This is a genomic window from Bacillus sp. 2D03 (assembly GCF_003946765.1).
GTDB lineage: Bacteria > Bacillota > Bacilli > Bacillales > Bacillaceae_G > Bacillus_A > Bacillus_A cereus.
The window spans coordinates 268,206-291,125 of sequence record NZ_RPSJ01000008.1 but is presented as its reverse complement, the minus strand read 5'-3'; the positions used below and the strand labels follow the sequence as shown (position 1 = coordinate 291,125).

Sequence of the window (22,920 nt, the reverse complement as noted above, 5' to 3'; positions counted from 1 at the left end):
CCTCCAAGTAATAGTGTAACATCCATGTGTATACATGGTCTTTTTCACACTGTCTACCTAAAGGGGATAATATCAAAAGAGAGTTACACCAAACTTTTAAAAAAGACAATAGTCATCATGAGAATGTGAATTAAAGGTGAATAGCTTAAAATCTTTAAAGAATAACCCTTAGAATTAAACTTAAAGATTATCAACGCCATATATTCAGAAGATATAGAGAGAGTGGGATTCGTATTTAGAATTTGTGGATTAAACGTTGGAAGGAATATTTGTAAAATTGCTTATATTAAATGTTACGTAGTATTTACCTAAATTAAAATATTGAATATTTATGTAGGAACAGGTGATTAAAAAATTAATTTATAGAATAAAATTTTTGATTTGTAAATTGATCTAAAATAATATTGAAAACCTAAAGTACTGTTTGATGCAGATACTCTATATTAATTAAGTTTGTGTACAGTTATTCTTTGTAGAATGAAGTACTACGTATTAAAATTCTTGAGATTCAAGAAGAAAGGATTTCTATTATAACCATTACAAACACTTCTTCATTCTGTTAAAATTACAAATAGAAGTAAGTAAAAAGAATCATGGGAGGTTAAAAGTCGGTGCTAGCTAGAAATGTTAAAGTGAATATTAGGGACTTATATAAGAATCTTGCAACAGAATTATTCGACAAGTTTGTCATTAATAAGAAGTATTTTGCAGAACAGCAAAGTAATGGGAAATATAGTACAAAGAATAATATTTTTGATCCTTTGCGAATAAATGATATGTTAATGAATCAGAAAAGTTATCTCACATATCAGCAAGTTAAAACTAGGTTGAAATGGATCTGTTTAGATTTCGATATAGATAAAAAGATACTAGAAAATGACTTTCCTAAAGATCAACAAAAATACATTGATATACTTATTAATGAAGTAAGAGAAATTTGCAGGTTTCTTGATTCATTTAAAATTGATTATCTTGTCGAGTTTTCAGGCAATAGAGGCATACATATTTGGGTAATATTCACCGAACCGGTTGAAAAATCACATGCCTTTCAGCTCGTAAAGAGGTTGAATGAGGAGATTGAGAATAATCTGAGCCCTTATATCAATGTCGACCTCTTTCCTAAAAGTGGTCAAAATAATAATAATAAAGTAGGGTTTGGGGTAAAATTACCTTTATCTCTTCATACTAAGTCTCAGAATTATTCTTATTTTATAGATGACATTTATTCATTCGTATATTCATCTGAAATATGGAAGAATAAACTTGATGAAGAGTTTCTTTCCTCTCAACTTACTTTGCTATCGTGTTACCCAAAGCAAAGTTTTAAAGATGTGGCCTTAAAGTTAAATTTAAAGTTAGAAGCTGCAGAGATTACTACACAAACTAACCCATTTATACCAACAAAGAATGCTTTAAAAGGGACAAATGAAAATCTGGATGATGTTCTAAAGAAAATAAAGCAATGTACAATTATCGATCAAATATTAAAGAAGTATCCAAACGATTTAAATGAGAGTGAAAGAATTATATTTGTTGGTCTACTGAATAAATTGAGGACTCCTCAAAATGACAACTATGGGAAAGAACTTCTTTGGGACTTTTTCTCTAAAATGGATAACTTCAAACCTGAACTTACAAGAAAAAAGTTGGAGAACCTTAATCTCCATCCTCCGACATGTGGTTTCTTAAAAAGTAAGTTCTCTCAACATAATTGTAAGTGTGAAAGTAACTGTAGTCTTGAGGATAAAGATATTATCGATTTAAAAACAACATCTCCACTTAAGTTTCTTGATGTTGATTTATTGCCTTATGACGCTTTTGAAGTAAAGAAATCAGAAATAGACAAAATTATTAAGGCTCAAAAGAAGTATACTGACCAGAACGATGAAATTGCATTTTTGTTTACTCAATTAGAACTTGAAAATATCGATGTCAAGGATATGAAAGAAGACATAGAAAATATTCTTGTTGGTAACTATACAGTAAGGGAACCTTATAAATTCTCTCGTTTAGAAAAAAATAGTAAGGTTCGAAGTCTCTATGCACTTCAAGCTGAAGAAAAAGTAATGAGTACATACCTAATAAAAATACTTAATGCTTTCTATTACACTGAGTTTTCTGATGATTCTTATGGCTATAAATTTGAAAATAGCTTTGCTAACTACAATATTTTCAAACCATGGATGCAACAATGGCTAATTTATCGGAATAAAATTATGGAAAGGCTGAATGATGACTTACTTGCAGAACATTATATAATAAAACTTGACATTAAAAATTTCTATTCAAGTCTTAATTTAGGGAGATTAAAAACAAAGTTAATTCATGGGCCCTCTGAAATAATTAAAGAGAAAATAAATTCACTCTCAAGCGAGCAGCTCAGTAAATATAATCATTTAATAGATTACTTAATAAAGCTTTGCGAAAAAGATAATTTGGAATCCAAAGGCGTGCCACAGGGTCCAGCATTTGCCAGATATTTAGCAGAAGTCTATTTAATTGAGTTAGATAAATACATACATAGTTTGCTTGAAGATAACTTTAACTTTTACTTTAGATATGTAGATGACATGATTTTAATTGTAGAAAATGAGGGGAAAGCTAAAGAAACTTTAGAAAAGATACAAACTTATTTAGAATCATTAGATTTACATATAAATTGGGATAAGTACCTTCTTTCCCAGGTAAAGGCTTCTAAAAGTGACTTTGAAAGTTATTTTAATGATAACAAGTACTTTATAGATAACTCTTCAAAAAGCCAAGAAACTAATTCATCTTTCATTAATAAAAAAGCTACACGCCTGCTCAGCAAAATGGTTAAACCAACCATTGATGAAGTCAATGAAGAAAATCTGAGTTTTTATTTCACTCATTTTAATAACAATAGGCGTCTTTTAGAGGAAAAAAGAGATCTTGAGTCCCATTTATTTAATTTAGAGATAGGTAGAGGATCACTATTTAGAAACTATTTCCGTTATTATTTTTCAAAAAATAATAATTTCAATAACTTAGTTGAAAGCTCCAAAACTCTAAAAGGCCTTGGCAAAGGAGTTTTTCTAAACACGTTACTAGAGGCTATATATTATAAAAGTTATACTCACAAAGAAACGACAAAGCAAGTAATATATGAACTTATAAAGTCAGAGGTAAATAATTATGAGACAGAGTTAATACTGTCTTTAATGTTGTTAGAAAATGAATTTGTCCATGATGAATTTATATTAAAAGTTCATGATAAAACTCTATTAAACGTTCTAAGATTCAAATTCGAAAAAGTTATACCAGAATTTTTGGAAGAACGGATTTTGAATGCTCTTGAGAAAGAACGTGATATCCAAGAATTTATATTGAATACTTATGACTTAATTTTTTATAATAGTGTATCGCCAGAATTTATAATTAAGGTTTCTGAAATATTTTTCAATAAAGTTAATCAGTCTATGGGAACTACCGAGCCTAAAGATTTCGTATCAGAGTTTCTAGACAGTAGGAGGACTATAAATAAGTATTATCACTTATGTTGTCTATTAACATTGACTGAGAAAAATTTCACTAACATAAAAAGAGTTTGGGAAAATTTAATAACGTATGTAAATACCTATTTCCCTACTATAAATATAGATTACAACAAGTGGTTAAGAAGAACTTCTACCTTAAAACTAAAACTATTAACAAGAAATAACTTAAACACAATACTGACTATAAAGGTTCATGATAACTTTGTAGATGGCAATGGTAATATTGATGTCCTTAAGTTGTATGATCATTTCCACACTGGAATTGTCTTATTCCTGATGGAAGCAAAAGACGATTCAGAAAGTATCTCCGATTATCTGAATCAAGAAAGCATTAATGTATTAGAAAATATTCAAAAAAAATATAATTTAGAATTTATTAATTGGATTATTAATGAAAAAGAAGTTTCAATGTATCCAAATAAAAAAATTGGCCAACGGAATGTTATAGAAAACGATAGAATTGTTCTACAGCGCGGTAATCAGTTGCTGGTTCGAATTTCTAGGAAAGAAGTTGTAGATTTAGAGTTTGATTATTTAAAGGAAGTTCAAATAAAAGATGAAAAATGGCTAGACGGTGAGTATGTATCAATATCTTTCAGATACAATAGACATGATTACATATCCTTACATCATTTATTAAATACAGAAAAAGAATTCCACTCTTATATTGATAAGGTAATAAGTGTATTTGAAAGTATTGGTTTGTTTAAGAAAAAGTTTATAAAAAACAAAGAAAAGTTTCCAAGCATATTAGGTCATTATGATTTAATCCATAAAGAAACGTATTTTCCATTAATGCCATTCTCTAGTTATGATAACAAGTTAGTATTATCGGACAACGAGGTAGTTGAGAATAGCACAAAAAATTTTCATTTAACCTTCTTTAGTAAAATTAATAACAACATTGAATTATTCAGAGGGAAACCTTATACAATAAAAACATCTAAGATAAATGAAGATTTCTTTCCAAAAAATATTCAGGAAGATGCAGAGTTGAAAATATTTTATTTGAAAAGATTTTTAGCTATCTTAGATAAGGATCAAATAGATGATGCTTTTTATTTTGAACTTTGTAAGTTTAAAACAATTGTATCTTTAATTGATTCTATAATTAAAACAATTGGGGAAGAGAAAAGAGCATTTTATCTTTACCTAGAATACTATCATTCTCTATATAAGGGAAAATCTGATTTACTAAAGCTTTTATTTACCCCTGTTGATATTAAAACTGACTCTATTGTTCATGTTTTTGAAACAATAAAAAATAGTATCATCAGTTCAGTTAACTGTTATGATTTCAATTTAATAGAAGATATATGGGAAAAGGAGATTCGTTTCTTAGAGCATTTAATTACTCCCCATATATCAGTAGAAGAAAATCTTCAGATTATGGATGTATTTAAAAAGTGCACCTTTGAGTATGATGATAACTTAAATGAAATTAAAATTGATATAGAAAATGATACTTGGATCATTCCAGAAGAAGACTGGTCCAGCATAAAGATATATCAACTCCAACAAGGTAATTCTTTGATGCAAAAATTCAAATTAAGTGATGTAAATGTAATAGAAAATACAGAGTATTGTTTTGCTTACAAGTCTAATGATAGCTATTTAATCCTTATTATGCCTGATATTATCAGCAAAACACTTGATAGTATAAATGTAAGGCAAAAGTTATATAAAAAGTATGGAAAGGAAAAAAATTCAATAAATTTAGATTGTTTTATTAATAACATCCAAATTGAAAAAGAAATTTTATACTCTCCTTACTTTAGTCCAGCAGTCGACATAATAAAGGAACAATCATTTTATAAGGAAAGGGGATTAAAGGAAATTGAGGCTGATTTAATAGCTTGGATTAGAAGATTTGACCCAAAATATCATCAAGCTCTTCTAAATGTAATTGCAAGTCATCAATATATTAAAGAGAAGGATGTAACAGAATTCTTTATGAAGGTTGAAGAGACCATTGGAAATGCCAAAAAGATATTTTTTCATATCAAATCCGCTGAGGATTATAACGGATTTCATAGATTAGTTTTAAGTGGATTTCCAAAAATAAGACAATTGAGATTGGATCAATTTGTATCTAGGGTTTTAACAGAGCCTACCACAGATTATGATTTAGTAATATTATCTGAAATTGGAATCTCTGGCAGTCAAACTGTTAATGCCTTAAAACGTTATTATTTATCAAATAATTTGACTGATGAAACTGCTCAAAAACTTGTTGATAAGGAAAAATACTATCCTATTCAATTAAGTCGGCACACTGCTTTTAAAGAGAAGATAAAATCGTTTAAGAATATACGTTTATTTTTTATAGGCTATACAGAGAAATCACGTAAAAAGCTACAAGAAGAAATATGTGAGTTATTGGATTATCCGAAAGAAAAAATATCTTTTTTCCCTGAAGAGCATACTATTAATTTTAAAGAATCAATTTTAGTGTCTAATCCTAACATTGATTCTAGAAATCAGAAGATATTTGAAGAATTAATAAGGGATACAGAATATATTGGAGAATTGTTTAACTTTAATGAAGATAAAAAGAAACAATATATAAAGTATCTTCGAGATCTAGATAAAACCAGAACAAGTTATAATTCCGATTATAACCTGATCTTAAGAAAAGGATCTACTCCAAAGAAAAGTCATCCAATCTTTACACTCGAATCTGATGAAATTCGTCCTCTATTTGAAAGAACTAAAGAGCATTCGGAAAACTAGTTAGCATTTATAGATCAAGTTGAGTGATTTTTAAAGTAATTAAAAGAAATAAGCCTTAGAAATCTAATAATCACCTTTTCTAGAACATATATACTAAGAAACATAAGGAACTATTATTTAAATAACCTAAATAATAAAAAATCTAACATTGACTCTTTATAGGGGTAATGTTAGATTTTTTTAAAAGTTCACAATCTTGGGATGTTCTGAGGAGATTTTATTTGTTAGCATGATAGCATTGTTGTGCTTTCAAATATAGCGATAGAATATAGCATCACAAGACAAAAGGTTTATAGGATTAAACAAGCATGGTAGGGATAATTAATAAATTTTTTAATTTATAGGGGGTTACTTTAAAACTTACAAATAATATCAAATGTCCTTATAGAAATAGGAAAGTACAAAAACTATATATAAATAGGAAATGCTAATTTATATTATAGTCCAATAAGTACTATTGTTTGAATTTGGTATACATCTAAATTTTGAATTTTTTTACATTTCAAATAACTAATGTCTTTAAATATTCAGCGAAGGAAGAAGAACGAAGCTTCTAAAGATGGCGCTTGTTCTTTTATTATATAACTAAAAATAGAGAGGTGAACAAACCTCTCTATTTTTAGTTTATGAATATATTTATTTATATACCCACATTAAGTGAATTACAAACAAGACACATACCATAGTGCACACAATTCCAAAAGTAGTGGCTTTGCAAGTTGAAAGTTTTTTATGTACCCATTCAAAAAATTTTGTTCCGTATACCCCCAAAAGAAACAGTGTAAAGTTTGTAAGATAGAACATTGCTAATAGATTAATATTTTCCATTATATATTTTCCTCCATGTTTTTAATAATTCTGGGTAATAGCTAGAAATTACGTTGCAGTATTACCCATGATTATTTAAGTAGGAAAAGCAAATGGAAATATAGTTTAGCGCAGTTTCTTCTTACGCTGTGAGGACTAAATAATACAAAATAGGTGATTCATTAATTATTTTTCTATAAATCTAACATGTACGTAATCATTGTTTCTGTGTGAACAATCATCTATAGATATAGATATATGGTTTAAAAATATGTTTTTTTGCATTAATTTCACCTCCTTTCATAGATATTAAAAATTTGAAATATGTCCTCACAAATAAAATTATACAAGAAAAATTCTATAATCTCAATAAATAGATATTATAGAAGTATTTGTTTTCACTAATAATATTTTCTTAATTACCTATACTTTATAGAAGGGCATTTAATCATAAGTGCTGATTACTTGATCTTTATTTTTAAGGGAAGTGAAATGCCTGCTTTAAGAATTATCGAGGTATATATCGGTGAAGACCGTACACAAGAATATAGGTTGGTTAACTTAAACAAGCTAAAGAAGCACAGAGCAGTCGTATTGAAAGAGAAGCTAAGTAAAGGTGAAGAATACCAAGATAATGACTTGGTGATGTGTACTCCTTTTGGAACGCCAATTAATCCTGCTAGCGTTAGAAGAAGTTTAAATGCTTTGATTCAGAAAGCAGTTGTGCAAAAATTTGCTTTCATGATTTAAGTCATACACATGCTACTCTGCTATTGGCTAAGGGTGTGAATGTGATTTCTGAGAGATTGGGACATAGTAATATCAAAATCACATTAGACACTTATTCACATGTATTACCAACAATGCAAGAAGATGCGGTTAACAAAATAGAATAGATTCTGTAGGGATTGTGACCAATTCTGTGACCACTAGTGTTGTAGAGTATAAGAGTACACAAATAAAAACCGCATCAAACGTTAATTTGATACGGTCTCTTTTTTATGCCCGGAGAGGCTCGAACTCAAGACCTCCAGTCAAGGTTGGGGGTCTTTTAAATAATCTAGTCTTCTCTTTGTATTATAAACTCCCAAAACTTCTTTAATTCCTCACGCTTTTGAGGAGTCGCATTTATTATATCTTCAAACCATTGATAAAGCTCAGGATCTTGTATGTCTGTAACTTGTCTCATTTCAGTTGTACCGAGGAGGTAATCAATTGATACTTCAAAGAAAGTCGCTAATTTTATCAATGTATTATAATCAGGTTCTCGATTTCCTTGTTCATACATTGCATATGTAGTTCGAGCAATCCCTAGTTGCTTTGCCATGTCTTCTTGACGCAGTTTGCGTTCTTTTCGAAGAGTGTGTAGTCTAGTGCCAAACATATGCTACCTCCTTTTAGGTGTTTTCTATATCAATTATAACGTCACAATATGTAACATTTAACGAAGTACACGAAATGTGTAAAAAATATTGATTTTACATTTTTTTCATATATTATTATCATTAAGTACACATTATGTGACAATTCAGGAGGGGGATAATGAGAGTATGGTTATTAAAAAAACGTAAACATAGAGAGAAAACACAGGAGTATATTGCATGTAAAGCAAGAATATCTAGAAGTATGTATGCAATGATTGAAAGTGGTGAAAGGAGTCCCAGTGTACCTGTTGCAAAAAAAATAGCTAAGGTACTAAATTTTGATTGGACTCTTTTTTTTGAAGAATAATGTCGCGTTTTGTGTAATTATGGATCTGAAAAGTTCATTTCTATATTGTTCTCTAAAACAAAATAATTTATTAAGTATTTTTAAACAAATATTAAATGAAGGAAGTGTTCAATATGAATATGAAAAAATTTGAAATGCGTGAAAAAAGATTAGCAGAACTACTAGGTGCAAAAGTACTATGGGAATTTATAAGTGCTATAACAGAGGAAATTGAAAAGCAGGAATTAGAGTCTACACCTGGTTTATTAGAAGACCTATTCATACATGTGAAAGAAACTATTCAAATTCAAAATATGAATCAACGCATAAAAAAAGCCCCTATAAAAACAGAGGCTGATGGTATAAATAAAGACATATTATTTATGGAAGCATATGTAGAATTAATCAATCATAAGTTTGTTATTTCTGAATTAGCTGTAGAGCTTTCATCTGTTCTAAAAGAATTAAATTGTTTTGTTCAATCATCTTTGCCACAGCTTCAAAGTAAGCTTGATTCTCAAGAACTTCAATCTGCTTCTCTTTAGGGAGTGATTAAAGTATTTTTTATTTCTCTACACTCGAATATGTTATTCCCGGAGTCTCAGATTAATTTATTATATAGTATGAGTAGGAAATGTACTTGATAGTTTACATTGGCGGTAACATTATTACGAGTAAGGTAGACAAAGTGATATCAACAACAGCGCAAGCATATTGTTTGCTAAACAAAGCCGTAGATTTTGTGGGAGTACAGATCATGGGAAATCATTCGCTAAGAAAATTATTTAGATATAGGTGAGAGATATTTGCCACCAACTAAAAAATAATTGGAGGTAAAGGGAATTGGAACTAGATGACAAAGTATACAATCAAATTGTACAACTGTGTGAAGAGGGAGATATGCTATTTGAAGTAGAACAATTTGATCAAGCACTGGAGAAATATTTAATGGCTTTAGAAATGGTGCCAGCACCAAAGACGGATTGGGAAGCAAGTACATGGTTATATACAGTAATAGGTGACACTTATCTTATTAAAGATGACTATGAAATGGCAAAAAGTAATTTTTATAATGCTATAAACTGTCCAGACGGTATTTCGAATCCATTGATTTTATTGAGACTTGGAGAAAGCTTGTTTGAATGTGGAGAACCTGAAAAAGCTAAGGAATATTTATTAAAAGCATACATGCTAGAAGGTTACAAGATATTTTTTAAAGAAGATGATAAATATTTTGATTTGATTAAAGACCTTATTTAAGGAGGAGCAATATGGCTATATTACAATCACCTATAAAAGAGAAATTCGAAAGTCTCGTTAATCAGAGTAATGATGAATTTGATAACGGTAATCATAATGAGTCTATCACATTATTAGAAGAGGCTTGGAGTGTATTGCCTAATCCGAAAGGTATTTATAATGAAAGTTATGATTTAGTGAATGATATTATTGATACTTGTTTTAATGTAAAGGATTTTAAGACAGCAAAAAAATGGTCAGATAAAATGTTTTTAACCGGATTTATGCGTATTGATACAGGTGAAAAAGAATTTATTTCAGGAAAAGTTGCGTATGAATTGGGTAATTTAGAAATAGCAAAAGAGTTTTTTAACTTTGCTAACAAAAAATCAGAAGGAAAATGTTTTGAAGATGAGGATGTTAAGTATCTTAAATTCTTCAAAAGTTAAGAGTGTAGGCTAGGTGGTAGATAGCTAAACATTTTATGTATGACGAAGATGAAGAATAATTGAAATATAGGCGTGAACCTCGGTTCACGTCTTTTTTGCGTTTTTTTTCAGTTTCTCCGTTACAAAATCGACTTAGGGTCGGATTTAATAGTGTGAGAGACGAGTAGTAGCTGGCCATCTTTCTACCGGCGCCTCTTCCAAGATATACGAAAAGAAGTTTTGAAGCTTTTTTGAAATTAACGTTACGAAGCAATTCAGGGGTCGGATTTATACATAGGAAAAAGAATTCAATAACAATTGGAGGTAGTTACTATTGAAAAATCAATATCGTTAACTGTAAGTGACAGCGCTTCGCTGATACGCAAGAATGTGTCTATAAGAGATTCATAATAACGTAATCTTGAAAATTGCTATAGCCTCGTTTATTTTAAGCATCAAGTAAACGTCGTAATTCATCAACTGTAAGTACAGCAATCTCCTCTTGTGGTTCGTTTACGTTTTTTATTTGCTTCATAGGATTACGCTCAATCAATTCTTCATCAACTAAAAAGCGGAACATCACTCGTAATGTCTTCAGCCGTGTATTAATCGTTGAAGGGGAGAGACCAATTGTTTTACAATCATCAGGTTTGTAATTATGGTCTTCAAACTGTGTTTTCTCGTTCTTCATAAATACTATGTAATAGAAAAAACGCCTCCTATTTCGTTTTTGAAAACGAAATGGGAGGCGTATAACTAACCGTTGCAGCCGACCGCCACCCTGCGTCAAGTCAATGTTAAGTCAACGGAAAATAAAAACCGCATCAAACATTAATTTGACACGGTTTCTACAACTATGACCCCGGAGAGGCTCTCCTAGTTAAATTATGGGATAAACGTTGATTTAAATGCATTTTTACTGATTTATATAAACAAAATTCTACTGAAAGGGTAATGATTATTGTAAGTACTGTGACCATTTGTGGCCACAAAATTATGTTCTTAGCTGTCTGTATAACGGTAAGGAGAATGAGGAGTGATGTAGAGGGGGGATTTTCACAATCGGAGGAGGACTTGTCGAGAGAATAGGTATAGGTTGATTCAGACACATGGTATGGAAATGTTGAGTGTCCTAGAAAGAAATATGAGAGTGTGGAAGCTGAAAAAGAAAATTGATGATAAAGAGAATGAATTAACAAACATAAAGAGAAAGGTTAAAGAAAGCATGGATGTTGAGCGAAAGAAGTTTGACAATAGAAGGACAGGATTCTAAGAGGTTTTAAACCTTGTTGATAATAAGGATCAATTAACATCAGAAGTTGATAAGTTAGAAATAGATGTTGAGGCTAAGAAAGTCGAGATTAATATAATTTACATTCTAATGAAAAACAATTAAACTGTATAAATGAATTAATTAATTAGTAACAGACAAAAAAGGAGAGTTATCGTGAAAACAAAAAAATGGACAATTTGGGGAATTATCTTTTACATTCATTCAGCAATATTACTTTTCTTAGGATTCGATAGACTCGGAGGATATCAAAATTCTGAAACATATACCGATTCGAATAAATATGCCTACGTAGGCGGAGATGCGTATAATTATATTATCAATACAAATGTACTTACAGGTTTCTTTGTACTTAGTGCGTCATTCTTTGTAGCAGGTACGATGTTAATAGCAACTGGTTCAATTCTAAGAGCTATCAAGGAAAAGTAAGTGAAGAACAAATACTTGAACCGTCAATAACACTATATAATTAAAAATGGACTTCCTTAGGGAGGTCTTTTTTTATCTTTACTTTTGTTTCTACGAAGCAGGACATGACTTACGAGATAGTACAGATTCAACTCTCTGCTCATTATAAGGAGAATAATGGAGTATATGGAATTATTTTATAAATAAGCTAAACTAAGAGCGTTTTTAATAAAATCAATATTTCATTAGCAATTGATATGCAATTTAAATGTAACGTTTTTTGTAACCTGATTTTAATAAAATAAAATGTATCTGTTATTTGCTTGTGTATCGTTACATCCTACTTATCAGGTTTGGATTTGGAAGTATAAGTAAAATGTTATAAAAACGGCTCAAACCCTTGGTATCATTGGATTCGTAGCTTTTTAATGATATTATGATAGTATATCAATTGAGACAAGTCTCGCTCTTCTATTTAAACCTTAAAGACTTATTTGATTCTAAATATAATCAAGAACAGGAGAATGATGATGAATCTAAATAGTATGGTTAATTCAGCCTTAAAAGAAAAAGAAATAAGTAAACATTCATGGGTTTTAAAATCAAATAATATTGCTATGAAAAAAATGGATAAATCCTCTTTTATTAACAATGAAACAGGTATTCCTATTGATATAAGGTCTTTTTTTGAGATAGATGTAATGAAGGAAAATAGCAATTTTCAAATAACTCTAGAGTTTATGAAACAAGACTATCTTGCTAGGATTAGAAAGGGGTTGGGAGAAAAAGCTAGGACAAAATTATTATGGACTAGTAAACTAACCGAGTATGTTCAAATGAAGTATCCTAATATATATGAAGAATTTAGAAAGGGTAATAAAGTTGATGATAACGTACCGTATATGATTTTTAAAAAGATAGATAAGAAATACTATAAGGTTTCTTTTTCTACAAGTTTGGAAGAATATGAAGGAATAGGTTCTGTTCAAGTTACTTCAACTTCAAAGTTAGAACCAGTTAAAAGAAATCGAGAGTATAGTTCTTATGGAGAGGAAATAAGAGATTCTGTTGTATATGAGTACTTATTCAATGCGAAAAGTCACCGCTGGATTGATGAAAATATCCTTGGTTTAGATTCGAAGGAGAGCAAAGGTTATCAAGCTATGGGTATTCTACATCATATTGGGATAAAGAATGACCATAAAGGAATCTTTGAAGGAATAAATATTTCTGATGCTCTGTCTCTGTTACAAAAAGAAATGGAAGATTTTAATCCTATTAAGGATGTTCTAATACGATTGAGTGAAGAAGCTATAACAATAACTCTTGATACACATGTGGATGAAGAAGATGATTTTCCTGAAGGGAAAGAAAAGTTTAGATTACACAGATATAGAGAACGTAATAATAAATTAGTTAAACAAGCTAAGGAACGCTTTATCCAAGTACACGGGAGGCTTTATTGTGAGGCGTGCGGAATGGACTTTGAACAAGTTTATGGTGATAGAGGAAGGAATTTCATAGAGGCACATCATAGAAAACCGATATCTGAAATGAAAAATGATGAAACGACTAAAATTGAAGATTTAGCAATGCTTTGCCCTAATTGTCATAGTATGATTCATCGTAAGCCACTGGTAACTGTTGAAGAGCTGAGGGTTTTAATTCAATCGAAAAGGAAATTTGCATAAATAGATTAAAAAATTTAACAATGTAACACATAATGGTATGAATAAGTCCTTAATATGATGTTTTATCGTAAAGGAATAGGTGAAAGTTATGCTGCACGTGAAGTTTGATTTTTAAAAAGGTGTGATATTACACCTATATATAATAAAGGTACTTAAATTTGGAATTTATATCAGGAGAAGTTATTCATTTAAGATAATGAATTAATTTGAATTTTGTTTAAGAAAACCGTGAATTGGATGGAGCAACGTATTTTGATGAGTTATATAATGTTATATTTAGACCCGAAGATACATAATCGAGAAGGGGAACCGCTATTCTCAGAGTACATTTATGGAGATGGTGAGAAAAATGGGAAGATTTTGAAAGCTAAAGTTTCCAAGGGAGTCTTCCTTTTTTATAAAAGTATAGAAAATATCCTCTGTATTACCGTATTTTACGGAATAGAAAAAAACAGATGTTCATAAAGCGGCGCCGTTCCTAAGGTACGCTTTCATGATTTACGTCATACCCATGCAACGCTACTACAAGATAAGGATGTGAATATTAAGATTATTTCTGAGAGATTAGGACATAATAACCTTAAAATCACATTAAATACATACTCGCGTGTGCTGCGAACAATGCCAGAGGTTGCATTCAACAAAATTGAGTAGATCTTGTAAGTAATGTGACCAATTCGGTGAAGATTGGTGTTATAAAGTATGAAAGTAATCAAATAAACCTCCACCCTATCAAGGTGGAGGCCTTTTAGCTAATTTAGTCTTCCTTATGTATTAAAAACTCCCAAAACTTCTTTAATTCCTCCTGCTTTTGAGGAGAGGCACTTTTAATAGCTTTAAACCACTGTTCTAATTCTGTATCAGTTACCTCAATATTATCTCTTGTAATGAATCCTATTTCTTCTAATAAGGATTTTGTGCTTATATTCATGGCATTTGATATCTTCTCTATTACTAAAAGTGTGGGTTCTACAGGTTTTCCAGTTCTTGAATCTACACCTTTTTCAAGTTTGTCTATATAAGTATGACTAACATCACATTTTAGAGCAAACTCGCGTAAGGATAGTTTATTTGTTAAACGATAATTTTTTATAATTTCACCAAGAGTTTTCTTCATATATAATCCTCCTAGTACAATTGTAAACAATAATTTACAAAAAGAAACTAAAATAGAGAAAAAACATGTAAAACATTGTTGACGATTAAGTAAACTATGGTTTACAATTGTTTTGTAATCATATGAATACATAAGTGGAGAGGAGTAGAGCAATGAATAAGATAGCTGAATTAAGGAAAGAAAAACTAATATCACAAGAAAAGTTAGCGGCACAAGTTGGTTTATCGCGCACTTATATTTCTGAGATAGAGAATAATAAAAAACAACCTAACGTTAAGTTAGCTATAAAAATAGCAAAAGTTTTAGGAACAAGCGTGGAATCTATTTTTAGCTCCTCTTGTAAACTATAGTTTACGATAATAGAGGTAGAGAATTTGATTGCCAATATAGCTGTTCCATCATAATTTAGATAGTCCAATTAATAGTAAAAAATACAGAAGAGGAAGTGTTCAATATGAATATGAAAACATTTGAAATGCGTGAAAAACGATTAGCAGAACTATTAGGTGCAAAAGTACTATGGGAATTTATAAGTGCTGTTACAGAGGAAATTGAAAAACAAGAATTAGAGTCTACACCAGGTTTATTAGAAGATCTATTCGTACATGTGAAAGAAACCATTCAAATTCAAAATATGAATCAACGTATAACAAAAGCCCCTGTAAAAACAGAGGCTGATGGTATAAATAAAGATACATTATTTATGGAAGCATATGTAGAATTAATTAATCATAAGTTTATTATTTCTGAATTAGCTGTAGAGCTTTCATCTGTTCTAAAAGAATTAAATTGTTTTGCTCAATCATCTTTGCCACAGCTTCAAAATAAGCTTGACTTTCAAGAACCTCAACCTGCTTCTATTTAAGGAATTTTATTTCTTTATGCTCAAATATGTTATTTCCGGATTGTCGGATTAATTTATTATCTATGCACAACGTATTGTAGAATATGTTTTATTTTAAATTATATATGTGTGATATAATATATAAATCATTTTTGGGGAGGAATTATTTATGAAGTGCAATAAATATAATTGGGTACATTTAAAGAGGGAAAGCGTATCAATGACCCTATAAACTACGTCTACCCTTATTATTGGAGGGTAAAGTGTGAATTCATCTCATTCACATTCAATATTACGCCATAATCAAATTTTATTATGGCTCTGTGTTCTTTCTTTTTTCAGTGTTTTAAACGAAATGGTTTTGAATGTTTCATTACCTGATATCGCTAGTGATTTTAATAAGGAGCCAGCAAGTATAAACTGGATAAATGCAGCGTTCATATTAACTTTTTCTATAGGAACAGCTGTATATGGAAAGTTATCGGATCATTTAGGTATTAAAAAGCTACTCCTATTTGGAATTATAGTAAATTGCTTCGGATCAGTTATCGGGTTTGTTGGACATTCGTTCTTTTCTGTACTTATTTTGGCTCGGTTTATTCAGGGAGCTGGGGCAGCTGCATTTCCAGCACTTGTGATGGTGGTTATTGCGCGCTATATTCCAAAAGAAAATAGCGGTAAAGCATTTGGGCTTATTGGGTCCATTGTAGCAATGGGAGAAGGTGTGGGACCATCTGTTGGTGGAGTAATTGCCGAATATGCTCATTGGTCTTATATACTGCTTTTGCCTGCTGTAACGATTATCACTGTTCCATTTCTTGCAAAATTATTGAAACAGGAAGATGTAATAAAAGGAAGTATTGATGTTAAAGGAATAATATTTATGTCCGTCGGTATTGTATTTTTTATAATGTTTACGACATCTTATAGAATTTCCTTTCTAGTCGTTAGCATTATATGTTTCTTGATATTTGTTAAACATATTAGGAAAGTGTCTAATCCTTTTGTTAATCCTTCGCTAGGAAAAAATATATCATTTATGATTGGAATCATTTGTGGAGGACTTATATTGGGAACCGTAGCAGGATTTATTTCTATGGTTCCTTATATGATGAGAGATGTCTACCAATTAAGTAGTGCCACAATTGGAAGTAGGATTATTTTTCCTGGAGCAATGAGTGTTATTGTTTTCGGTTATATTGGTGGAGTGCTTGTTGATAGGAAAGGTTCTCTATTTGTATTAACAACTGGAGTTGCATTTCTTTCTATAAGCTTTTTAGTAGCTGCTCTTTTTATTGAAACAACGCCTTGGGTCATAACAATTATAGTAATCTTTGTTTTTGGCGGGCTTTCTTTTACAAAAACAGTTATCTCTACCATTGTTTCAAGTAGTTTGGAACAAAAGGAAGCTGGTGCTGGGATGAGTTTGCTTAATTTCACAAGCTTTCTATCGGAAGGAATGGGTATTGCAATTGTAGGTGGATTATTATCGATACATTTGCTAAATCGAAAATTATTACCTATAAATGCTGATCTGTCTACTCATTTGTATAGTAATTTGCTATTAATTTTTGCAGGAATCACAATTACTAGCTGGTTAGTTACAATGAAAATGTATAAACGCTCAAGAAGAAATATATATAATAGCCAAAGAAGTCTTTTTTAAACGAATTTATTGTTATATTTTTTGGTAGTGAATATCTTACATCAAAAATTATACTATTTTAAGTATAACCTCGTCCTAATTATAGAACGGGGTTATACTTTTTTTAACTTTTAAACATAAATAACTTCATTGTCGCTTTATTATGATACATTGCCTACCTGATGCCCAAAGCTCTTTTTGGCTCTAGGAATATCTGTTAGCACCATCCGCAGTAATAGCAACAATCTAAAGGACTACTTCCACCTTTTGCACATTCTTTCATACAAGGATCATTTGAAGGGGTACTATGAGAATCTACGTACATCGTTCCAGGATAGGAATAGGGAGAAAAAGATGGCTGTGGATTATAAGGTATAGTTTGGTTCATGCCATAAGGTGTATATGCCGTAGGTCTTGTACATTGTAGATACCAAGGTCTTGTTTTATACGGCCAACATATAGGCCGACATTCATATTCGAAACCTGGAGATCCAGGTGTGCAATCCGCCATACATTGGGCATAGGTATAAGGGACTTTATAACAATCCTGAGGATACAAAGACAATCACTCCTTATCTTAATCTTGTTTTCCACAATATTATATTTAGCTGTATACTTTTTGGGAAATTGTCCATGCATAATTAATTGTCTAACATGCATAGTAGAGCTTAAATTTAAAATAGGAACAAAACTATTTTAACGGATCCGGAATCGCCCGTTAATTGAAAGGCGTTGAGAAATTGGGTTTAAGAGATAGGTTTTCAAATTTTTTATTTAAACAAGCTGAAAAGCGCGGTTTATTCGAAGATATTTTTAATAATACTGTTCGTTATGGTGGTAGATATGCAGGCGATGATAATATCTTGGAATCTAGTGATGTATATGAATTACTACAAGATATAAGTAATCAAATGATGATGCAAGGTCCGTTAAAATGATTCCACTAGGAAAAGGGTACTTAATAGAAACGCTTAAAAGCCCACTAGATGATGAAAAGACTCTGGCCTATCTAAAAATGTATATAAAAAGGATTTAGGTAAGTTTTTAGGGGTAAATGTGGACACATACACGGCCTTGATTAAGGAAGACCAAGCAATGATGTATTTGCATAACAAGGCAGTTAGACCGATAATGAAAAATTTTGAAGACCATTTGAGTCTTCTTTTTTTCGGAAAAAATTCCGACAAACGTATTAAATTCAAGATAAATATCCTTGATTTTGTTACTTATAGCATGAAAACAAACATTGCTTACAACATTGTTCGGACAGGAATTACATCGCCATATAATGTTGCGGATATGCTTGAATTCCCTATGCAAAATACACCTGAATCACAAGCGATTTATATTTCAAATGACTTATCAAAAATTGGTGAGAAACAAACTACAGATGATTCACTGAAGGGAGGTGATGGAAATGGTAAAGACCAAAATACGGACATTTGACATCACCAAATTAAGTACCAGGGATGCTACAGAAGAACAACCTTCCAAGATAACGGGTTATGCAGCTGTGTTTAATTCAAAAACAACTATTGGTGGATGGTTTGATGAAGTGATTTATTTGTAATTACAACAAATTAGTTAAGAAAGACTTAAATACAAGTGGTTACTAAGATAGTGTCTTTTTTAAATTGTTCTCATCTAATGTACCTCATGTATCAGTCTTCTTATTTCATTTTTTCTAAGAGTCATCCCAGCTTCAGAAACTGTGTAACAGAAACCAAAGAAACATGAAGCCAATTAATATAGTAAAAGAACAATTTAAAAATATGTTGAGATTATAAAATGGTGCCAAGAAAGGATTGCTCATTTTATGCTTCTACAGTTCATACAATAAATTGATGAATTTCTAAAAGCGGAACCATATTCGGAAATTTAGGCTGATGGTGAGTGAAGTAAAGATGCTTGGTGTTGTGAAAAATTAGGTAGTTTAAAAGGGGATTTTTTATGAAGAATGAACGAGTAGTAACTTGTAATAAAAAAGGAAGTATTGCAGTCGTTACAATTCAAAATCCACCAGTCAACACTTTAAGTTTAGAAGTAGTTCAACAATTAGTAGATGTATTAGAGGAAATAGAAATTGATAATGATATTTCAGTCGTAATTATAACTGGAAGTGGAGAAAAGGCCTTTGTAGCAGGAGGGAATATAAAAGAATTTCCAGATTGGATGGGCAAAGGTGAAAAATATGCCGAGATGAAATCATTAGAATTGCACCAACCTCTTAAGCAACTAGAGAATCTGTCTAAACCGACTATAGCCGCTGTTAATGGGTTAGCACTAGGTGGTGGATGTGAATTAGCACTTGCTTGTGACTTAAGGATAATAGAAGAACAATCTTTAATTGGATTACCGGAAATTACGTTAGGTTTATTTCCTGGTGCTGGAGGAACCCAACGCTTACCTAGATTAATTGGAGAAGGAAAAGCAAAAGAGATGATGTTCACAGGGAAATCGATTACAGCTAAAGAAGCAAAAGAAATAGGCTTGGTTAACTACATTACCCCTCGAGGAGAGGCGTTAAATAAAGCAAAAGAGATTGCAAGGGATATAAGTAAATTTTCTCTTCCGGCTCTCGCCTATATGAAGTTGGCAATTCGCGAAGGGGCAGCAGTACCTTTACAAGAAGGGCTTGAGATTGAAGCGCGTTACTTTGGAAAAGTATTTCAAACAGAGGATGTGAAGGAGGGGGTAAAGGCATTTATTGAAAAAAGAATGCCGCATTTTACAAATAAATAGAATGGGACGAAAAAAGTTATCCAGGTTTATTCTACACTATGTCAACATAGATGCTGTTTTTAAAGCTATTTATTTGTTTTTCGCAATACCTTTCAGATCTAGTTCGTCTAATAAATAGATTTGTAGTAGCATGTCTATTTCAAAAGTGAAAATAAATAAAAAGGCGGAGGAATAGAATGGAAAATGGTACAAATGAAAAGGAAATAAATCAAACGCCTTTAGTAAGTGTATTAATTCCTACGTATAATCGTCCACACTACTTTGAAAAAGCTTTATGTAGTGTATTAGAACAAACGTATCCTAATATAGAAATTATAATAGGGGATGATAGTACAAACGACGAAACAGAGAAAGTGTTACAAAAGTACTTGTATGATCATTCAAATATTATTTATATAAAAAATAAGTCAACTCTTGGACAATTTGAGAACTCACGTATGTTATTTCATAAAGCGAAAGGTCAGTATATAAACTTCTTAATGGATGATGATTTATTTCATGTAAATAAAATTGAAAAAATGATGAAATACTTTTTAAATGACCTAGATAATGAAATTAAGCTTGTAACATCCCATCGCCAAGTAATGGACGCAGAAGGAAACCTATTGCCAGATGTTTATTCAACGATGCGTTTATTTTATACAGATACGATTATAGATGGGTCACAATTAGGAAAAATGGTGATTATGAATCAAAAAAATTATATAGGAGAACCGACAACGGTTTTATTTCGTAAAAGTGATTTAACAGAACCGTATGGTGTATTTGATAAAAGGCGGTATCTTTGCAACGTAGATGTAGCTTCATGGTTATCCTTACTGAGTAAAGGGAAAGCAGTATATATAGCGGAGACACTCAGTTACTTTCGATTACATTCCAATCAGCAGTTAAATGAATCTAATAAAATGATGGATGGGTTAGAGGATTTTTCTCATAGTATTATTATAGCTGGAGAAAAATATGGTTTCTTATCCTCCGAAGAGGAGTTAGACAGAGCTATTACAAATTTTCTAGACTATGCAAGAAGAATTGTTCCATCATCCATATTATATTCATTGGACTACTATCAACAAATCAAGCTAAAGAAAATAAATATTGAAAAGAAAAAACAGCGTATGAATATCAACTCGCACCTCCCAAAAGTCAGTATACTAATTCCTGCCTACAATAGACCTCATTACTTAGAATTAGCCCTCAAAAGTGCTTTGAATCAAACCTATGAAAATATTGAAATTATAATTTCTGACGATAGTACAAATGATGAAGTAAAAACAATGATCCAGCCATACTTAAAAGAACATGAATGTATAACATATGTTAAAAATGAAAATCCATTGGTGGCTGAAAATTTTAATCAATGTATAGAGCTTGCTACTGGTGAATATATAAATTTTTTATTAGATGATGATTTATTTCATCATGAAAAGATTGAGAGAATGATGAAATACTTTTTTGAATTAGAAAACATTGCATTTGTGACGTCGTACCGTGAACTGATTGATGAAAATGGAGAGATATTACCACCCTCAACATTGAATGTGAAAATTGCCACAGAAACTACAATTTTTGAAGGGGAAACACTAGGGAATTATATGTTGAAAAACTTGAAAAACGTAGTTGGAGAACCGACAACGGTTTTGTTCAATCGCAATTTTTTTGGAGGGGAATTTGGTTATTTTAAGGGAAAAGCGTATTCTTCCATTAATGACATTGCAACTTGGTTAGATATGATGAGGAAAGGGAAAGTAGTTTATATACAGGAACCTCTTAGCTACTTTAGACAACATAGTGGACAAAATCAAAAACAAATGCACTTTATATTAATGACAATTGAAGAATGGATTGAATTAATTACAGATGCACATAATAGTGGTTTTTTAAATGCTGAACAAGATTATAAAGAGAGCTTATCTTATTGTTTGGAGAATGCAGGATTTATACTGAAGGATGCAGTAAGAAGTGGAGAACTAAATCAAATTTATAATGAAAAGATAAAAAGCGGGTTAAATAAACTAGTTACTCGTATATTCGAGAAAGATATTTGTTATTGCCAATATTGCAATCAACAATTTGAAAAATTTTCCCCTTGGCCAGCACATTATGATTTTCTAAAATATCAATTTGAGATGTGGAATAAAGATACAGGTATCTGTCCAGTTTGCTATTCGATGGATCGTGATAGGTTGTATCGTGCGTACATTGAAACAGAAACGGATTTGTTAAGTAGGAATTATACTATGCTGCATATTGCACCTGAAGTGAAGGTAAGAGGATGGCTTAACCAGTTTAAAAACATTACTTATATATGTGGGGATTTAGAACCAAAGGATTCTTTAATGGAGGAAATTGATATTACGAGAATTGCATACGAAAATAATACCTTTGATGTTATTTTATGTAGTCATGTATTAGAACACGTGCCTGACGATGAAAAAGCAATGCGAGAATTATATAGGGTACTAAAGCCAAATGGATGGGGAATTATTCAGGTGCCAATCGTAATGAATGTAGATTTTATTATAGAGGATAAATCTATTGTAACGCCATTATTGAGAAAAATAGCCTTTGGTCAAGAAGATCATGTAAGGATTTATAATCGATCGGGATTTATTCAACGATTAACAGATGCGGGATTTAAGGTGGAATTGTATAACATAGCTGAGAAACAAGGAATAGAAATTGCTAGGAAATTCGGATTATCTGAAACGGATATGCTCTATATTGTCCGAAAATGATAGAAAGGAATA

General features: G+C 31.0%; 17 protein-coding genes and 3 pseudogenes. 17 read left to right on the top strand and 3 right to left on the bottom strand.

Annotated features, from left to right (window positions below; all coding sequences use genetic code 11):
* Positions 1 to 611 precede the first annotated feature (611 nt).
* Positions 612 to 6,251 carry a TOTE conflict system archaeo-eukaryotic primase domain-containing protein gene (locus EBQ15_RS19570; RefSeq protein WP_000881083.1) on the top strand — a complete coding sequence of 1,880 codons (5,640 nt, stop codon included), beginning with the start codon at positions 612 to 614 and terminating at the stop codon, positions 6,249 to 6,251.
* 1,377 nt (positions 6,252 to 7,628) lie between these two features.
* A pseudogene (locus EBQ15_RS19565) lies at positions 7,629 to 7,954 on the top strand (tyrosine-type recombinase/integrase); the annotation flags it as partial.
* A gap of 164 nt (positions 7,955 to 8,118) precedes the next feature.
* Here the strand turns inward: EBQ15_RS19565 and EBQ15_RS19560 are convergent.
* Positions 8,119 to 8,442 carry a helix-turn-helix domain-containing protein gene (locus EBQ15_RS19560; RefSeq protein WP_000468119.1) on the bottom strand — a complete coding sequence of 108 codons (324 nt, stop codon included), beginning with the start codon at positions 8,440 to 8,442 and terminating at the stop codon, positions 8,119 to 8,121.
* Between the two features lie 158 nt (positions 8,443 to 8,600).
* On the opposite strand from EBQ15_RS19560, the gene EBQ15_RS19555 reads away from it, so the two are divergent.
* The 4 genes from EBQ15_RS19555 (at position 8,601) to EBQ15_RS19540 (ending at position 10,456) form a co-directional block, all read left to right on the top strand.
* Positions 8,601 to 8,789: a helix-turn-helix transcriptional regulator gene (locus EBQ15_RS19555; RefSeq protein WP_001267014.1), complete on the top strand. Its 189-nt coding sequence runs from the start codon at positions 8,601 to 8,603 to the stop codon at positions 8,787 to 8,789.
* A gap of 113 nt (positions 8,790 to 8,902) precedes the next feature.
* On the top strand, positions 8,903 to 9,313 hold the full coding sequence (locus EBQ15_RS19550; RefSeq protein ID WP_001056150.1) for a hypothetical protein: 411 nt from the start codon (positions 8,903 to 8,905) through the stop codon (positions 9,311 to 9,313).
* A 298-nt stretch (positions 9,314 to 9,611) separates the two neighbouring features.
* On the top strand, positions 9,612 to 10,028 hold the full coding sequence (locus tag EBQ15_RS19545) for a tetratricopeptide repeat protein (RefSeq protein ID WP_000417869.1): 417 nt from the start codon (positions 9,612 to 9,614) through the stop codon (positions 10,026 to 10,028).
* An 11-nt stretch (positions 10,029 to 10,039) separates the two neighbouring features.
* A complete protein-coding gene (locus EBQ15_RS19540) occupies positions 10,040 to 10,456 on the top strand; it encodes a hypothetical protein (protein WP_000996348.1) in 417 nt (138 codons plus the stop codon).
* 427 nt (positions 10,457 to 10,883) lie between these two features.
* Here the strand turns inward: EBQ15_RS19540 and EBQ15_RS19535 are convergent, their stop codons facing one another.
* Entirely contained in the window at positions 10,884 to 11,126 is a 243-nt protein-coding gene (locus EBQ15_RS19535) for a hypothetical protein (RefSeq protein ID WP_232292419.1), read from the bottom strand.
* Between the two features lie 756 nt (positions 11,127 to 11,882).
* Between EBQ15_RS19535 and EBQ15_RS19530 the strand changes: the two genes are divergently transcribed.
* The 3 genes and pseudogenes from EBQ15_RS19530 to EBQ15_RS31680 all read left to right on the top strand — a co-directional run.
* Positions 11,883 to 12,155 (top strand): hypothetical protein, encoded by a 273-nt coding sequence (locus EBQ15_RS19530; RefSeq protein ID WP_000850452.1) that lies wholly within the window; start codon positions 11,883 to 11,885, stop codon positions 12,153 to 12,155.
* Between the two features lie 509 nt (positions 12,156 to 12,664).
* The gene (locus tag EBQ15_RS19525) at positions 12,665 to 13,825 is read left to right on the top strand and encodes an HNH endonuclease (RefSeq protein ID WP_001052788.1); all 1,161 of its coding nucleotides are present in this window, start codon (positions 12,665 to 12,667) and stop codon (positions 13,823 to 13,825) included.
* Positions 13,826 to 14,296: 471 nt separating this feature from the next.
* A pseudogene (locus EBQ15_RS31680) lies at positions 14,297 to 14,479 on the top strand (tyrosine-type recombinase/integrase); the annotation flags it as partial.
* Positions 14,480 to 14,582: 103 nt separating this feature from the next.
* Here EBQ15_RS31680 and EBQ15_RS19515 read toward each other — a convergent pair.
* A complete protein-coding gene (locus EBQ15_RS19515) occupies positions 14,583 to 14,942 on the bottom strand; it encodes a helix-turn-helix domain-containing protein (protein ID WP_000751724.1) in 360 nt (119 codons plus the stop codon).
* A gap of 152 nt (positions 14,943 to 15,094) precedes the next feature.
* Between EBQ15_RS19515 and EBQ15_RS19510 the strand changes: the two genes are divergently transcribed.
* The 8 genes and pseudogenes from EBQ15_RS19510 to EBQ15_RS19475 all read left to right on the top strand — a co-directional run bounded on the left by EBQ15_RS19510 (position 15,095) and on the right by EBQ15_RS19475 (position 22,908).
* Positions 15,095 to 15,292 (top strand): helix-turn-helix transcriptional regulator, encoded by a 198-nt coding sequence (locus EBQ15_RS19510; protein ID WP_001033049.1) that lies wholly within the window; start codon positions 15,095 to 15,097, stop codon positions 15,290 to 15,292.
* A gap of 104 nt (positions 15,293 to 15,396) precedes the next feature.
* Complete coding sequence (locus EBQ15_RS19505; protein WP_033693018.1) at positions 15,397 to 15,807, top strand: hypothetical protein; 411 nt, start codon at positions 15,397 to 15,399, stop codon at positions 15,805 to 15,807.
* Positions 15,808 to 15,955: 148 nt separating this feature from the next.
* On the top strand, positions 15,956 to 16,018 hold the full coding sequence (locus tag EBQ15_RS32090; protein WP_106081929.1) for a tetracycline resistance efflux system leader peptide: 63 nt from the start codon (positions 15,956 to 15,958) through the stop codon (positions 16,016 to 16,018).
* A 33-nt stretch (positions 16,019 to 16,051) separates the two neighbouring features.
* Positions 16,052 to 17,452, top strand: coding sequence for a Tet(L)/Tet(K)/Tet(45) family tetracycline efflux MFS transporter (tet, locus tag EBQ15_RS19495; protein WP_001088847.1), 1,401 nt, complete (start codon positions 16,052 to 16,054; stop codon positions 17,450 to 17,452).
* Between the two features lie 719 nt (positions 17,453 to 18,171).
* Positions 18,172 to 18,877, top strand: a pseudogene (locus EBQ15_RS19490) (hypothetical protein).
* On the top strand, positions 18,849 to 19,001 hold the full coding sequence (locus EBQ15_RS19485) for an HK97 family phage prohead protease (protein ID WP_232292421.1): 153 nt from the start codon (positions 18,849 to 18,851) through the stop codon (positions 18,999 to 19,001). Before EBQ15_RS19490 ends, EBQ15_RS19485 begins: the two are co-directional and overlap by 29 nt.
* 380 nt (positions 19,002 to 19,381) lie before the next feature.
* Positions 19,382 to 20,173: an enoyl-CoA hydratase gene (locus EBQ15_RS19480; protein ID WP_000787392.1), complete on the top strand. Its 792-nt coding sequence runs from the start codon at positions 19,382 to 19,384 to the stop codon at positions 20,171 to 20,173.
* Between the two features lie 176 nt (positions 20,174 to 20,349).
* Positions 20,350 to 22,908: a glycosyltransferase gene (locus EBQ15_RS19475; protein WP_000427375.1), complete on the top strand. Its 2,559-nt coding sequence runs from the start codon at positions 20,350 to 20,352 to the stop codon at positions 22,906 to 22,908.
* Positions 22,909 to 22,920: the final 12 nt, after the last annotated feature.